Consider the following 14,589-nt stretch of genomic DNA (forward strand, 5'->3'; position numbering starts at 1 on the left):
CCGGTCCCCGCAGGGGCGCGTCCGGCACGACACCGGCCGTTCCGCTACAGGGTGCGCAGCAGCACCGCCGGCTGCTCCACGCAGTCCGCCACATACCGGAGGAAGCCTCCCGCGGTTCCGCCGTCGCACACCCGGTGGTCGAAGGTGAGGGACAGCTGAACGACCTGCCGTACGGCCAGTTCGCCCCGGTGCACCCACGGCTTGGGCATGATCCGGCCGACGCCGAGCATCGCCGCTTCCGGGTGGTTGATGATCGGCGTCGAACCGTCGACCCCGAACACCCCGTAGTTGTTCAGCGTGAACGTGCCTCCGGTCAGCTGGGCCGGGCTCAGCTTCCCGGTCCGTGCCAGCTCGGTCAGCCGGGCGATCTCGGCCCCGATCGACTCGACGTCACGGGCGTGCGCGTCCCGGACGACCGGAACGACCAGGCCCCGTTCGGTCTGGGCCGCGAACCCGAGGTGCACGCCGGGCAGCCGGACGATCTCCCGGGCCTCCGTGTCCACGGTGGAGTTGAGCTCGGGGAACCGGGCCAGCGCCGCCGTGCAGATCCTCGCCAGCAGGGCCAGGACCGACACCTTCGGTCCGGCGGACGGACCGGTGGCGGCGTTCATCGCTGCCCTGACCGCCATCAGCTCGGTGGCGTCGGCGTCGACCCAGCAGGTGGCGTCCGGGATCTCGGTCCGGCTGCGCGTCAGCTTGTCGGCGACCGCTCCCCGCACCCCGCGCAACGGAATCCGTTCGGCGGCCGGAGCAGCCGGGGAAACGAGGGCCTCGGCCGCGTCAGCCGGGGGAGCTCCGGTCGGGGCCCCGGGCGCCTGGGCCGTACAGGTCGTCGCCGGCGCGGTCTGTTCCGCCTGCCGGATCGCGCCGTCGACGTCGGCACGCAGGATCAGCCCGTCGGGCCCCGAACCCGCGAGCCGCCGCAGGTCGATGTCGTGCTGCCGGGCCAGTCGGCGTACCAGCGGAGAGACCACCGGCACCGGGGCTTCGGACACCGGCCCCACGGACACAGAAACCACCGGAGCCACGGACACCGGGGCTTCGGACATCAGAGCTCCGGACCGTGTCCGGTCGAGCCCGTCCGGCCGGATGCGCCGACGGCGTGCTGCCGGTGCACCCGTCCCGTACCCCACGAGCACGTTCCCCGAGCCGCCCGAGGACTCCGTGGCGGAGGAACCCGAGGACGACGAGGACGGACCGGAGGGGGCGGAGCCGTTCCGCGCGCCCGCCGGGCCCGGCGGGACGGGATCCGAGGTCTCCAGCTCCTCCCGTACTCCGACGGCGACCGTCAGCAGCGGTGCGCCGACGGGAAGTTCCGCGCCCTCCTCGCCGAACCGCGCGGTCACCACACCCCCGTAGGGGCAGGGCACCTCCACCATGGCCTTGGCCGTCTCGACCTCGACGACGGGCTGGTCGATGGCGACGACGTCGCCGACCTCCACCAGCCAGCGGACGATCTCCGCCTCGGTCAGTCCCTCACCGAGGTCCGGCAGCTTGAATTCGAGCACCTGGGCCATCAGCTGTCCGCCTCCCACTGCAACCGGGCCACCGCGTCGAGCACCCGGTCCACGCCCGGCAGATGGTGCCGCTCCAGCATGGGCGGCGGGTAAGGAATGTCGAACCCGGCCACCCGCAGCACCGGAGCCTCCAGGTGGTGGAAGCACCGCTCGGTGATCCGGGCCGCGATCTCGCCGCCGGGCCCGCCGAATCCGGGGGATTCATGGACCACGACCGCGCGCCCGGTGCGCCGCACCGACGCGGCCACCGTCTCGTCGTCGAACGGCACCAGCGAGCGCAGGTCCACCACTTCGAGGTCCCAGCCCTCGGCGACCGCCGCCTCGGCGGCCTCCAGGCAGACCGGCAGGGAGGGCCCGTACGTGATCAGGGTGGCGCTGCGCCCGGAACGGCGCACCACGGCCCTGCCGATCGGCTCGACCGTGGCGGGGGCCTCGGGCGACCAGTCGGCCTTGGACCAGTAGAGCCGCTTCGGCTCCAGGAAGATCACCGGGTCGTCCGAGGCGATCGACTCCCGCAGCAGCCCGTACGCGTCGTCCACCGTGGCCGGCGTGACGACGTGCAGACCGGGGGTGGCCATGTAGTACGCCTCGGAGGAGTCGCTGTGGTGCTCGACCCCGCCGATCCCGCCGCCGTACGGCACCCGCACGGTGATGGGCAGCGGCATGGCCCCGCCGGTGCGGTTGCGCATCTTGGCGACATGGCTCATCAGCTGCTCGAACGCCGGGTAGGCGAACGCGTCGAACTGCATCTCCACCACGGGCCGCAGCCCGTACATCGCCATGCCGACGGCCGCGCCGAGGATGCCCGCCTCGGCCAGCGGGGTGTCGGTGCAGCGGTCGTCGCCGAACTCCTTCGCCAGCCCGTCGGTGATCCGGAAGACGCCGCCGAGCGTGCCCACGTCCTCACCGAGCACATGCACGGTGGGGTCCTCGGCCATCGAGTCGCGGAGCGCGCGCCCGAGGGCCTGCGCCATCGTGGCCGGTTTCGCCTTCGTCCGGCGTCCGTCGGCCGTCACTGCCGCCGTGGTCATCGTCCTGCCTCCGCGCCGTACTCGTCGTGGTCCCGCTCGGCGTCCAGCTCGGCGCGCAGGGCGGCGGCCTGCTCCCGGAGCTGGCTGGTCTGCTCGGCGTAGACATGGGTGAACAGGTCCATCGGGGCCAGCTCCGGATCGGCGTTCATCCGGTCGCGCAGGGCGGCGGCCATGCGTTCCGCGGCCTCCTTCGCCCGGGCGATGCCCTCGTCGTCCAGCAGCCCGCGCCCCGTCAGCTCACGCTCCAGCAGCCGCACCGGGTCGTGCGCCTTCCACGCCTCGACCTCGCTGTCGACCCGGTAGCGGGTGGCGTCGTCGGCGTTCGTATGGGCTTCCATGCGGTAGGTGACCGCCTCGACCAGGGTCGGGCCCTCGCCACGCCGGGCCCGTGCCACGGCCTCGCCGAGGACCTGGTGCACCGCGGCGGCGTCGTTGCCGTCGACGAGGCGGCCCGGCATCCCGTATCCCACGGCCTTGTGGGCGAGGGAGGGGGCGGCGGTCTGCTTGGCCAGCGGCACGGAGATCGCGAAGCCGTTGTTCTGGACGAAGAAGACGACCGGGGCCTTCCAGACGGCCGCGAAGTTCAGCGCCTCGTGGAAGTCGCCCTCACTGGTGCCGCCGTCACCGACCATGGCGAGCGCCACCACGTCGTCGCCCTTGAGCCGGGCGGCGTGCGCCAGCCCCACGGCGTGCGGGAGCTGGGTGGCCAGCGGGGTGCACAGCGGGGCGATGCGGTGCTCGCGCGGGTCGTAGCCGGTGTGCCGGTCGCCTCGCAGCAGGGTCAGCGCCTCGACCGGGTCCAAGCCGCGCGCGACAGCGGCCAGCGTGTCGCGGTAGCTGGGGAAGAGCCAGTCGCGGTCCTGAAGGACCAGGGCCGCGGCGATCTCGCACGCCTCCTGGCCGGTGCTCGACGGGTAGACCGCCAGCCTGCCCTGCTTCGTCAGCGCGGTGGCCTGGGCGTTGTAGCGGCGCCCGCGGACCAGCTCGGCGTGGAGCCGGAGCAACAGCTCGGGGTCGACGTCGGCGACCGCGTCCGTACCGAGCACCCGGTAGGGCTCCGGGTCCGGGAGCAGCGGGGCGGGGTCGGTGATCGGCTTCCAGGCCGGGGGCGGCGTGGGCCGGTAAGCGGCCGCGCCGGGCAGCTCTTGGACCGTCATGAGAAGCACCTCCTGGCATCGAGGGAGATCGAGGGGTGATCGATCGGGGGTATCGATAGGGAGCGAGATGTCGCGGGGTGGACGAGGCACGGATGTGGTGTGCCTCACCTACCGATTGTTCGGTCGCGGAGGCATTTTGGCTACAGGCGCCGTCAGCCTGTGGACAAACGGTTCTCCACAGCCTGGGATAGGAACAGGTCGTCCACAACGGGGAGGCGCGGGCAGATGGCAGCTGAACAAATGGCCGACAGGGGCGAGGAGCCGCGCCAGGCCGCGCCCGCCGCCACGCCTACGACCGCCCCCGCGGTCGTACCGCCGGCCGGGCCCGCGGGCCCGGCGGCGGAGCCCCCGGTTCCGCCCGCGCGGCCGCTGGACGCCATCGACCGCGACATTCTGCGCATCCTCCAGACGGACGGGCGCGCATCGATACGTTCCGTGGCCGAACGGGTGCACGTCTCGCGCGCCAACGCCTACGCCCGGATCAACCGGCTCGTCGAGGACGGCGTGATCCGCGGCTTCGGCGCCCGGGTCGACCACGAGCGGGCGGGGCAGGGGGCGTCCGCGTACATCACGCTCAAGATCGTGCAGAACTCCTGGCGCACCGTGCGCGAGCAGCTTCAGGCGCTGCCGGGGGCCACGCACATCGCCTTGGTCAGCGGCGACTTCGACGTACTGCTCCTGGTGCACACGCCGGACAACCGGGCGCTGCGGGAGCTGGTCCTCACCCGGATCCAGTCCATCCCCGAGGTGCTCTCGACACGGACTCTGCTGGTGTTCGAGGAGACGGACCTCGGGCCGCGCCCGGACCGGCCGGCCGAGCTCGCCTGACCGCGACGGGCGGGCTCAGCGGCCGTTCGCCCGCAGCCCCTCGAAGGCCAGCTGGACGATGGTGTCCGCGAGCTGCTCCTCCCCCGGGAAGCCGCCCGGCTGCGGCCGGTACCACTCGACCAGCGAGTTGACCATGCCGAACAGCAGCCGGGTCGCCAGCCGTATGTCCACGTCCGCCCGGAGGTCGCCCTCGGCGACCGCGGCCTGGAGCAGCTCCGACACCCGCTGATCGAATTCGCGGCGCCGCTCCAGCGCCCAGCGCTCCGTCTTCGTGTTGCCGCGCACGCGCAGCAACAGAGTGACGTAGGGGACCTCGGCCATCAGCAGGTCGACGGTCCGGCGCGTGACGTACTCGACCCGCTCGACCGCGCGCCCGCGCAGCGCCCCCGGCTCGTCGAGGATGGCGAAAAGTCCGTCGAGCGCCCGGCTCACGGCCCGGCGCAGCAACTCCTCCTTGCCTGCCACATGGTGGTAGATGGAGGATTTCGAGATGCCCGCCGCCCGGGAGAGGTGCTCCATGGAGGTGCCGTCGTAGCCGCGCTCGTTGAAGACACGGACGGCGACGGTGAGCAGGGTCTCCGGTGTGTACGTGTCCCGCTTGGCCGTGGTCATGTCCGCGATCCTCCCCCATGAGGGATCATCCCCGCTCAGGCGGGGACCACTGAGTTGTCCACAGGTTCCCTGGAGCCCCTTGCCCCGACCGATCGTTCGGTTACTCTAACTCCATCCGTACGTCCCCGCCCGGCTCGATGAGGAGTTGGTCCGCCATGGCCGCCGCGCTCACCCCCCAGCAGCTGTCCGAGACCCACCGGCCCACGCTCGACCAAGCCCTCGACGTGATCAGTACCCGCGGGTACTGGTCGCCGCACCCCGAGCACCCGAAGGCCTACGGAGAGGGCGGCGCCCCGGGCAGTCTCGGCGCGGCCGAGGGCAAGGCCGCCTTCGACGCCGTCCTGAACACCCGTCTCGACCTGGGGCAGCCCGGCACCGACGGCTGGACCGGCGGCGAGATCTCGCCGTACGGGCCGGAGCTCGGCGTCGAGTATCCGCACGCCGACCCGGACGTCCTGCTTCCGGCGATGAAGGCCGGCACGGGCGCCTGGCGGGCGGCGGGACCGGAGACCCGGGCCCTGGTCTGTCTGGAGATCCTGTCGCGGATCGGCGCCCGCACCCACGAGCTGGCCCACGCAGTGATGCACACGAGCGGCCAGGCCTTCATGATGGCGTTCCAGGCGGGCGGCCCGCACGCCCAGGACCGCGGCCTGGAGGCCGTCGCGTACGCCTACCGGGAGCAGGTCCGCACCCCGGACACCGCGGACTGGTCCAAGCCGCAGGGCAAGCGCGATCCGCTGAAGCTGCACAAGTCGTTCATCACGTCCGGTCGCGGCATCGCGCTGCTCATCGGCTGCAACACGTTCCCCACGTGGAACAGCTATTCCGGCCTCTTCGCCTCCCTCGCCACCGGCAACCCGGTGCTGGTCAAACCGCACCCGCGCGCCGTGCTCCCGCTGGCCCTCACGGTGTCCATCGCCCGCGAGGTGCTGACCGAGGCGGGCTTCGACCCGAATCTGGTCGCGCTGGCCGCCGAGCGGCCCGGCGAGGGCATCGCCAAGACCCTCGCGGTCCGCCCCGAGATCCGGATCATCGACTACACCGGCTCCACCGCCTTCGGCGACTGGCTGGAGGAGAACGCCCGCCAGGCCCAGGTCTACACGGAGAAGGCCGGCGTCAACACGATCGTCGTCGACTCCACCGACGACTACCGGGGCATGCTCACCAACCTGGCGTTCTCGCTCTCGCTGTACAGCGGCCAGATGTGCACCACCCCGCAGAACCTGCTGATTCCCCGGGACGGCATCGCCACCGACGACGGCGCCAAGTCCTACGACGACGTGGCCGCCGACCTCGCGGCCGCCGTCACCGGGCTGCTCGGCGACGACGCCCGCGCGTCCGCCCTGCTCGGCGCGCTGGTCAACCAGGACGTCAAGGCCCGGGTGGAGGCGGCCGGTGAGCTGGGCGAGGTGGCCCTGCCCTCGCGTACGGTCGCGAACGCCGAGTTCCCCGACGCGGTCGTCCGTACGCCGGTCGTCGTGAAGCTCGACGGCACCAAGACCGACGACGGCGCGGCCTACCTCTCGGAGTGCTTCGGGCCGGTGTCCTTCGCCGTCGCCGTCGAGTCGACGTCCGCCGCCCTGGACCTGCTCCGCCGGACGATCCGCGACAAGGGGGCGATGACGGTCGGCGCCTACACCACGTCCCCCGAGGTGGAGCGCGCCGTCGAGGACGTCTGCCTGGACGAGTCGGCCCAGCTCTCGCTGAATCTGACCGGCGGGGTCTACGTCAACCAGACCGCGGCCTTCTCCGACTTCCACGGCTCCGGTGGCAACCCCGCCGCGAACGCGGCGCTCTGCGACGGAGCCTTCGTCGCCAACCGCTTCCGCGTGGTGGAGGTGCGCCGCCAGGCGTAGGCCCGCCGAACTCCTCCAGGCCCTTCAGCGCCTGGTCCAGCAGCGCCTGGCCATGTTCTGAGAGTGGTCACCGTTCCTCGCTCCGCACCCTGGATCGTCCGGATGCGGGGCGAGGCGATCTCCCGGACGAGCAGCGGACGGTCCGTCGCCACCAGGTTCGACGAACTCGGCGTCCGCCACGAAGTCACCGTCCTGATCACCGCGATCGGCGCATGGTCATGACCGCTCCGAGCTGTCGGTGCCACCTGCCATGCTGGCAGCGGCCAGGGTCGACCGGGTGAGGGAGTGGCAGCAGCGATGAGAGCTCAGTACTACGGCGCCGACAGCGAGAACGGCGACCGCATCGACGACCCCTCCGAGGACGCGCTGTTCATGATGATCAGTGACCTCGACGACTCCGACAACACCTTCGTGGTCGTCCAGCCCGATGAGAACGCCCCCGCGTGGTCCGCCTCCGTGACCGTCCTGGGCGAAGGCGGCTACGAGGTCGTCCGCCGCGACACCACGCGCGACGAGCACGAGGTCACCACCTCGACCAGCATCAACGACATCGCCCACGACCTCACCGTCTGGATGGCCGCCCGCGGTTTCAGCGCCTAGTGTCGGTCTCGCGTCGGCGTCGAACCGCGGCCTGTTCCCGTGCCGCTGTTGCCTCCGCCGCGGCCCTGGCACGGTCCTCCTCGAACACGAGCACGCGGGCCAACCCGTCCAACGCCCCAGCGATCCTCTTCCGCCAGTCGGCGAACTCGACGGAGCCGGCATCGGGCGGCTGCTGCGACTTCACCCGGCGGAGATGACGCAGTGCGTGCTTCGACTCAGGGCCAACCACCGGACTTCTTCCGATCGGTACGCGGTCGACCCCATCGTCCACCACTTTCGCAACCCGGCCGGGGCACATCGCCGGCAGGCGTCAGGGGCGGGGATCGGGGATGTCGGCGTGGCGCTGCACCCACGCGTGCATGGCGATGGCCGCGGCGGCGCCGGCGTTGATGGACCGGGTCGAGCCGAACTGCGCGATCGAGCACACCATGGAGGCGTGCTCACGCGCCTGTTCGGTCAGACCCGGCCCCTCCTGCCCGAAGAGCAGGACGCAGCGGCGCGGCAGTTCGGTGCGCTCCAGCGGCACGGCGCCGGGGAGGTTGTCGATCCCGATGATCGGCAGCCCCTCGGCCGCGGCCCACGCGGTCAGGTCCGCCGTGTCGGGGTGGTGGCGCACATGCTGGTAGCGGTCGGTGACCATGGCTCCGCGCCGGTTCCAGCGCCGCCGGCCCACGATGTGGATCTCCTTGGCAAGGAAGGCGTTGGCGGTCCGCACCACCGAGCCGATGTTGAAGTCGTGGCCCCAGTTCTCCACGGCCACGTGGAAGTCGTGCCGCCGTAGGTCGAGATCGGCGACGATCGCCTCCCGCGTCCAGTAGCGGTACGCGTCACCCACGTTGCGCCGGTCGCCCTGGGCCAGCAGTTCGGTGTCGTAGCGCTCGCCCTCGGGCCAGGGCAGCGGGTGCGGCCCGACACCGATCGGCTGGCCGTAGCCGTCGTCGTACTGGAGGGGTTCCGCCGGGTGGGGCTCCGTCGGAACGGCCCCCTCCGGAGCGGCCGTCGGCCGGGCGGGGTCCGAGGGGCGGTCCGCCGCTGCCGGGGGCTGATGGGTTCTGCCGGTCTCACTGCTCACCCGACGAGCGTAGGGCCCCCGCCGCCGCCCTGGAGCCGGGACTCCTCCGCACCGCCCCGGCCGTCCTTCACGGGCCCGGCCCCCGCCGGGTCCACGGGGCCGTGCGCGGCGTCGGGCGCTCCGGGCCCGACCGGTGTACGCGACCGGCCGGGCAGCCCGGAGAGCAGCCGTCGCCTGCCGGTAGTGGCACGGGCTCCCAGCCACATCAGGAAGGCCGTCGGCAGGAACACCGCGTCGGCCGCGATCATCGCCATGGAGAAGAACGGCAGCCCCAGCAGCAAGGCGATGCCCGCGTGCTCGCAGATCATCGCGAACAGCAGGACGTTCTTGACCCGTCGGTTGAACAGCGTGAACGGAAAGGCGACCTGCACGATGACCGTGCCATACGTCAGCACCATCACCATCAGCCCGCTGGCGCCCAGGATGTCCGACAGGGCGGGCCACGGGGTGAAGTAGTCGAGGTTGAGCGGGTAGTAGAGCGCGGTGCCGTCCTGCCAGCGCGATCCCTGGATCTTGTACCAGCCGGCGGTCGCGTAGATCAGGCAGACCTCGGCCATGATCACGGCGAGCGTGGCGTTGTGCGCGAGGTTGGCCAGCACGTCGAGCAGGGTGCGGGGCTCGCCGTGCGGTATGTAGCGGTTCACGGCCCACCAGGCGGCGGCGGAGAGCCAGATCGTCCACAGCAGGGCGGGAAGCCACCAGGTGCCGCCGAGCCCGCCCATCAGCGTGGCCGCCACGAGGACGGGGCCGAGGAGCACCCAGAGCGCCGGGCCCACGATGTCCCGCCGGGGCGGCAGGCCCGCCGCGACCCGGCGAGCGTCGCGCGCCGCGCGCCGGGCGTCCAGCGACCAGACCTGGGCGCAGCGCGTCAGCACCAGGTAGATCGCCATGAGGTGGACGACGTTGTCGCCGCCGTCGCCCATGAAGATGCTGCGGTTCTGCACCGAGAGCACGCCGACCATGAAGAGGACGGACATGGTCCGGGTCCGCCACCCGAGCAGCAGCGCGGTCGCGGACAGCAGCGTGAGGACGTACACGGCCTCGAACCAGAGCGTGCTGTCCGTCCACATCAGGACGGTGAAGGCCTCGTTGCCGTTCGTGAGCTGGCGGGCCAGATCCCAGTGCCACGGGCTGTCCGGGCCGTACAGCTCGTGGCGGTTCGGCAGCTCGCGCAGCAGGAAGAACAGGTAGGTAGCGGCGAAACCGATCCGGACGACGGCGCTCTGGTACGGACCGAGGGCCGAGGCGGTGACGCGTTGGAGGGCACGGGCCGGGCCGCCGCCGGGACCGCCGGAGCGGGGTGCGACCGGAGGTGGGGCCGCGGGCTGGGGGGCCGCGGGTTCTGGCGCCGCGGGCGAGGGGATGGTCACTGGTTCTCCTCCACGCCGTGCGCCTCGTCCCGGTCCTGGCCCGCGTCACGCTCGGGAAGATCGTCCGGGGTCACGGTCCACCAGGGGAGTACGCGGTAGACCGGCCGGGTGCTGATCTTCTCGTTGCTCCACGGGGGCGGGGCGATGGAGCTGGTGGCGGAGCGGAGCTGGATGCGTTCGATCGTGCCGCCGTAGTCGCGCTCGCTCAGCCGCAGCATCGCGATGCGCCGCACGTAGCGCTCGGACAGATCCCCGCGCAGGCCGTTCGGGCGGTTCTCGCTGTCGTGGGAATTGACGTAGAAGTCCCAGCCCCGGCGGAGCTCGTTCTGGTCCACATGGCTGGGAAAGAGGCTGCCGCGTATCCCCCTGCCGTCCTCGTACGTCAGGTTCATCCACCTGGTCGTGCGCCGGCCGTCGGCCTCCACCACATCGGCCCGCACGTGGACGGCGACGTTCTGCTGGAGCGGGTTGGGCGCGAAGAGCTTCCAGTTCTGCTCGAACTCCGGGTAGATCCAGCGGTCGATCGTCTTCCCGTGCTGTTTGGTCAGCGTGTTGGACGGGGCGACGTGCAGGAACACCATGGCCACCTGCGTGGTGGCAAGCAGCCCGATCAGGGACAGCGCCAGGGCCGCGACCACCTGGTAGGGGAAGGAGAGCCCGGCTATGCCCCGGCCGGTGGCCGAGGGCTCCGCCACCGGCGACGAGGGCGTCGGCGGTAGGGCTTCGGTGGTGTCCCGCGCTTCCGCCGGCCGGTTCAACGCCTGCGGCCAGACGCCCTTCCCCCCGCCCGCAGAGCTCCTGTCGTGGTCCGAATCCATCCCGCCCCGATCACCGTCGATCACCACTCAGTTATCCACAGGGTTGACACCCTACGGGCCTCCGACTCACCATTGAAGTCAAGGAACCGAACGATCGGTCGGTAGGGAGCCCGGGATGGCGGCAGTGACTGCGGACCAAGCGACGCGGAAGACGCTCGACACGGAGGATGCGGTGGACGCGGACCGCATCGCGGCTTTCGACGCGGCCGTGGCGGCGGACGAGCGGATCGAGCCGCGCGACTGGATGCCCGACGCCTACCGGGCCACGCTGGTCCGCCAGATGGCGCAGCATGCCCACTCGGAGATCATCGGCATGCAGCCCGAGGCCAACTGGATCACCCGGGCGCCCTCGCTGCGCCGCAAGGCGATCCTCATGGCCAAGGTGCAGGACGAGGCAGGCCACGGCCTGTATCTCTACAGCGCCGCCGAGACCCTGGGCACCAGCCGCGAGGAGCTGCTCGACAAGCTCCACGCGGGCCGCCAGCGCTATTCGTCGATCTTCAACTACCCCACGCTGACCTGGGCCGACGTCGGCGCGATCGGCTGGCTGGTGGACGGGGCCGCGATCACCAACCAGGTGCCGCTCTGCCGCTGCTCCTACGGCCCCTACGCCCGTGCGATGGTCCGCGTCTGCAAGGAGGAGTCCTTCCACCAGCGCCAGGGGTACGAGCTGCTGCTCGCCCTCAGCCGCGGCACCGAGGCCCAGCACGCCATGGCCCAGGACGCGGTAAATCGCTGGTGGTGGCCCTCGCTGATGATGTTCGGCCCGCCGGACGACGCCTCGTCGCACTCCGAGCAGTCCATGGCCTGGAAGATCAAGCGGCACTCCAACGACGAGCTGCGCCGACGCTTCGTGGACATCTGTGTGCCCCAGGCCGAAGTACTGGGCCTGGAGCTCCCCGACCCCGACATCCGGTGGAACGAGGAGCTCGGCCGACACGACTTCGGCGCGATCGACTGGGCCGAGTTCCAGGCGGTCCTCAAGGGCAACGGCCCCTGCAACGAACAGCGGATCACCCAGCGGCGCAGGGCCCACGAGGAGGGCGCCTGGGTCCGGGACGCGGCGGCCGCGTACGCCGCCAAGCACACCCCGGCGCAGTCATCGCCCCAGACGTCGGCACAGTCGACAGCACAGAACAGCGCGCCCGCGCACCAGGTGGAGGAGACGGCATGAGCAGCTCGACCGACTGGCCTCTGTGGGAGGTGTTCGTGCGCTCGCGGCGCGGACTGTCCCACACCCATGCGGGCAGCCTGCACGCGCCGGACGCCGAGATGGCCCTGCGCAACGCCCGCGACCTCTACACCCGCCGCTCCGAGGGCGTCTCGATCTGGGTGGTCCCGTCCACCGCGATCACCGCCTCCTCCCCCGACGAGAAGGACTCCTTCTTCGAGTCGGCCGGCGACAAGCCCTACCGCCACCCGACCTTCTACGAGATCCCGGACGGGGTGAAGCACCTGTGAGCGCCGCACTCGCCCTCGGCGACGACGCGCTGGTGCTCTCGCACCGGCTGGGGGAGTGGGCCGGCCACGCCCCCGTCCTGGAAGAGGAGGTGGCCCTCGCCAACATCGCCCTCGACCTGCTGGGACAGGCCCGGGTGCTGCTCTCGCTCGCCGGCGACGAGGACGAGCTCGCCTACCTCCGCGAGGAGCGGGCCTTCCGCAACCTCCAGCTGGTCGAGCAGCCGAACGGGGACTTCGCGCACACCATCGCCCGGCAGCTCTACTTCTCGGTCTACCAGCACCTGCTGTACGAGCGACTGGCGTCCGGGGACAGCGAGTTCACCGGCCTCGCGGCCAAGGCCGTCAAGGAGGTGGCCTACCACCGTGACCACGCCGAGCAGTGGGTCCTGAGGCTCGGTGACGGCACCGAGGAGAGCCACGACCGGATGCGGAGCGGCCTGGACTCGCTGTGGCGGTTCACCGGGGAGATGTTCCAGCCGGTCGAAGGACTCGGCTCCCCGGAATCCGGTGTCGACTGGGGGGCGCTGCGGAATGGTTGGCTCGCCGCCGTCACCGATGTGATCGATCGGGCCGGCCTGACCCTCCCGGCGGGCCCGCAGTCCGGGGGCTGGGCGGCCGGAGCGGGCCGACAGGGCCTGCACACCGAGCCGTTCGGCCGCATGATCGCCGAGATGCAGCATCTGCACCGCAGCCATCCGGGGGCGTCATGGTGACCGACACCCGGCTGGAGGCGGAGCTGCGCGATCTCGCCGGCTCCGTGCCCGACCCCGAACTACCGGTGCTGACCCTGGCGGAGCTCGGCGTCCTGCGGGACGTACGGCTGGACGGGCCGGGCCGGGTGACCGTACAGCTCACTCCGACCTACACCGGCTGCCCGGCGATCGAGGCGATGTCCGCCGACATCGAGCGGGTGCTGCACGACCACGGCATACCGGACGTCTCCGTGATCACGGTCCTGGCGCCGGCCTGGTCGACGGACGACATCAGCGCCGAAGGACGCCGCAAGCTCGCCGAGTTCGGCATCGCCCCGCCACGCGCCCACAGCGCCGGCGGCGGACCCGTGCCGCTGACACTCTCGGTGCGTTGCCCGCACTGCGGCTCCACGGACACGGAACTGCTCAGCCGGTTCTCCTCCACGGCCTGCAAGGCCCTGCGCCGCTGCGTCACCTGCCGTGAACCGTTCGACCACTTCAAGGAGTTGTAGATGTTCCATCCGCTCCGGGTCAGCGCGATCGAACGGATCACGGACGACGCGGTGGCCGTGACCCTCGCCGTACCGGCCGAGCTGCGCGAGACCTTCCGCCACACCCCCGGCCAGCATCTGAACGTGCGCTACACCGTGGACGGCCAGGAGATCCGCCGTTCCTACTCGATCTGCGCACCGGCCACCGAGCAGCCCGGCGAACCGGTCCTGCGGGTGGGCATCCGCATGGTCGACGGCGGGGCGTTCTCCACGTACGCCCTGAAGGAGCTGGCCGTCGGGGACCGGGTGGAGGCCATGCCTCCGATGGGCCGCTTCGTCCTGAAGCCGCGTCCCGGTCTGTTCGCGGCGGTGGTCGGCGGCAGCGGCATCACGCCGGTGCTGTCCATGGCGGCCACCCTCCTCGACCGGGAGCCGACAGCCCGGTTCTGCCTGGTCCGCAGCGACCGCACCGCGTCCTCGACGATGTTCCTCGACGAGGTGGCCGACCTCAAGGACCGGTATCCGGACCGCTTCCAGTTGGTCACCGCGCTCTCCCGGGAGGAGCAGTCGGCCGGGCTCCCCTCCGGACGGCTGGACGCCGAACGGCTCACCGGTCTGCTGCCCGCCCTGCTTCCGGTGGCAGAGGTGGACGGCTGGTTCCTGTGCGGGCCACTCGGCCTCGTACGGGGCACGGAGAAGGCCTTGAAGACCCTCGGCGTCGACCGCTCCCGGGTCCACCAGGAGATCTTCCACGTCGACGAGGGCCCCACCGACGCGACGGTGGTCAGGGTCGCCGCCCCATCCGACGCCGTCCTGACGGCCACCCTCCACGGCCGCTCGGGCAGCTGGCCCGTGCAGGACACCGAATCCCTGCTGGAGACGGTCCTGCGAAGCCGCTCGGACGCTCCGTACGCCTGCAAGGGAGGAGTGTGCGGGACCTGCCGGGCATTCCTCGTCTCGGGCGAGGTCCGGATGGACCGCAACTTCGCGCTGGAACCGGAGGAGACCGGGGCCGGCTTCGTGCTGGCCTGTCAGTCGCATCCGCTCACCCCGGAGGTGGAGTTGGACTTCGACCGCTGAGGTC

16 protein-coding genes are annotated in these 14,589 nt (G+C 71.5%); 9 read left to right on the forward strand and 7 right to left on the reverse strand.

Annotation, left to right across the window (positions count from 1 at the left end):
• Positions 1–44: 44 nt before the first annotated feature.
• Genes ACZ60Q_RS07545 through pdhA form a run of 3 tightly spaced genes read right to left on the reverse strand, consistent with a single transcriptional unit; the run spans position 45 to position 3,705 of the window.
• Positions 45–1,517 carry a dihydrolipoamide acetyltransferase family protein gene (locus tag ACZ60Q_RS07545; RefSeq protein ID WP_469629828.1) on the reverse strand — a complete coding sequence of 491 codons (1,473 nt, stop codon included), beginning with the start codon at positions 1,515–1,517 and terminating at the stop codon, positions 45–47.
• Entirely contained in the window at positions 1,517–2,548 is a 1,032-nt protein-coding gene (locus ACZ60Q_RS07550; RefSeq protein ID WP_469629831.1) for an alpha-ketoacid dehydrogenase subunit beta, read from the reverse strand. The genes ACZ60Q_RS07545 and ACZ60Q_RS07550 overlap by 1 nt, the downstream gene beginning before the upstream one ends.
• On the reverse strand, positions 2,545–3,705 hold the full coding sequence (gene pdhA / locus ACZ60Q_RS07555; RefSeq protein WP_469629834.1) for a pyruvate dehydrogenase (acetyl-transferring) E1 component subunit alpha: 1,161 nt from the start codon (positions 3,703–3,705) through the stop codon (positions 2,545–2,547). The genes ACZ60Q_RS07550 and pdhA overlap by 4 nt, the downstream gene beginning before the upstream one ends.
• A 225-nt stretch (positions 3,706–3,930) precedes the next feature.
• Between pdhA and ACZ60Q_RS07560 the strand changes: the two genes are divergently transcribed.
• Complete coding sequence (locus ACZ60Q_RS07560; RefSeq protein ID WP_469629837.1) at positions 3,931–4,533, forward strand: Lrp/AsnC family transcriptional regulator; 603 nt, start codon at positions 3,931–3,933, stop codon at positions 4,531–4,533.
• Positions 4,534–4,548: 15 nt separating this feature from the next.
• Here ACZ60Q_RS07560 and ACZ60Q_RS07565 read toward each other — a convergent pair whose 3' ends face one another.
• The gene (locus tag ACZ60Q_RS07565; protein ID WP_469629840.1) at positions 4,549–5,145 is read right to left on the reverse strand and encodes a TetR/AcrR family transcriptional regulator; all 597 of its coding nucleotides are present in this window, start codon (positions 5,143–5,145) and stop codon (positions 4,549–4,551) included.
• Between the two features lie 155 nt (positions 5,146–5,300).
• On the opposite strand from ACZ60Q_RS07565, the gene paaN reads away from it, so the two are divergent.
• The 3 genes from paaN (at position 5,301) to ACZ60Q_RS07580 (ending at position 7,601) form a co-directional block, all read left to right on the forward strand.
• On the forward strand, positions 5,301–7,001 hold the full coding sequence (gene paaN / locus ACZ60Q_RS07570) for a phenylacetic acid degradation protein PaaN (protein WP_469629844.1): 1,701 nt from the start codon (positions 5,301–5,303) through the stop codon (positions 6,999–7,001).
• Between the two features lie 63 nt (positions 7,002–7,064).
• Positions 7,065–7,223, forward strand: coding sequence for a hypothetical protein (locus ACZ60Q_RS07575; protein WP_469629847.1), 159 nt, complete (start codon positions 7,065–7,067; stop codon positions 7,221–7,223).
• A 75-nt stretch (positions 7,224–7,298) separates the two neighbouring features.
• Positions 7,299–7,601 carry a hypothetical protein gene (locus ACZ60Q_RS07580; RefSeq protein WP_469629849.1) on the forward strand — a complete coding sequence of 101 codons (303 nt, stop codon included), beginning with the start codon at positions 7,299–7,301 and terminating at the stop codon, positions 7,599–7,601.
• 310 nt (positions 7,602–7,911) lie between these two features.
• On the opposite strand, the gene ACZ60Q_RS07585 is transcribed toward ACZ60Q_RS07580, so the two are convergent.
• Genes ACZ60Q_RS07585 through ACZ60Q_RS07595 form a run of 3 tightly spaced genes read right to left on the reverse strand, consistent with a single transcriptional unit; the run spans position 7,912 to position 10,861 of the window.
• Positions 7,912–8,673, reverse strand: a complete 762-nt coding sequence (locus ACZ60Q_RS07585) for a TrmH family RNA methyltransferase (protein WP_469629851.1) — start codon at positions 8,671–8,673, stop codon at positions 7,912–7,914.
• Positions 8,670–10,043, reverse strand: a complete 1,374-nt coding sequence (locus ACZ60Q_RS07590) for an HTTM domain-containing protein (RefSeq protein WP_469629854.1) — start codon at positions 10,041–10,043, stop codon at positions 8,670–8,672. The genes ACZ60Q_RS07585 and ACZ60Q_RS07590 overlap by 4 nt, the downstream gene beginning before the upstream one ends.
• Entirely contained in the window at positions 10,040–10,861 is an 822-nt protein-coding gene (locus ACZ60Q_RS07595) for a DUF5819 family protein (RefSeq protein WP_469629857.1), read from the reverse strand. Before ACZ60Q_RS07595 ends, ACZ60Q_RS07590 begins: the two co-directional genes overlap by 4 nt.
• Before the next feature lie 115 nt (positions 10,862–10,976).
• Between ACZ60Q_RS07595 and paaA the strand changes: the two genes are divergently transcribed.
• From paaA to ACZ60Q_RS07620, 5 genes are read left to right on the forward strand one after another with little or no spacing between them, the layout of a single operon-like run.
• Positions 10,977–12,035, forward strand: a complete 1,059-nt coding sequence (gene paaA, locus ACZ60Q_RS07600) for a 1,2-phenylacetyl-CoA epoxidase subunit PaaA (RefSeq protein ID WP_469629860.1) — start codon at positions 10,977–10,979, stop codon at positions 12,033–12,035.
• Positions 12,032–12,322, forward strand: coding sequence for a 1,2-phenylacetyl-CoA epoxidase subunit PaaB (gene paaB, locus ACZ60Q_RS07605; protein ID WP_469629863.1), 291 nt, complete (start codon positions 12,032–12,034; stop codon positions 12,320–12,322). The genes paaA and paaB overlap by 4 nt, the downstream gene beginning before the upstream one ends.
• Positions 12,319–13,035, forward strand: a complete 717-nt coding sequence (paaC, locus tag ACZ60Q_RS07610; RefSeq protein ID WP_469629865.1) for a 1,2-phenylacetyl-CoA epoxidase subunit PaaC — start codon at positions 12,319–12,321, stop codon at positions 13,033–13,035. Before paaB ends, paaC begins: the two co-directional genes overlap by 4 nt.
• Positions 13,029–13,526, forward strand: a complete 498-nt coding sequence (gene paaD / locus ACZ60Q_RS07615) for a 1,2-phenylacetyl-CoA epoxidase subunit PaaD (RefSeq protein WP_469629868.1) — start codon at positions 13,029–13,031, stop codon at positions 13,524–13,526. The genes paaC and paaD overlap by 7 nt, the downstream gene beginning before the upstream one ends.
• Positions 13,527–14,585, forward strand: coding sequence for a 2Fe-2S iron-sulfur cluster-binding protein (locus ACZ60Q_RS07620; RefSeq protein WP_469629870.1), 1,059 nt, complete (start codon positions 13,527–13,529; stop codon positions 14,583–14,585).
• Positions 14,586–14,589 lie beyond the last annotated feature (4 nt).

Source organism: Streptomyces sp. NPDC104313, assembly GCF_055583985.1.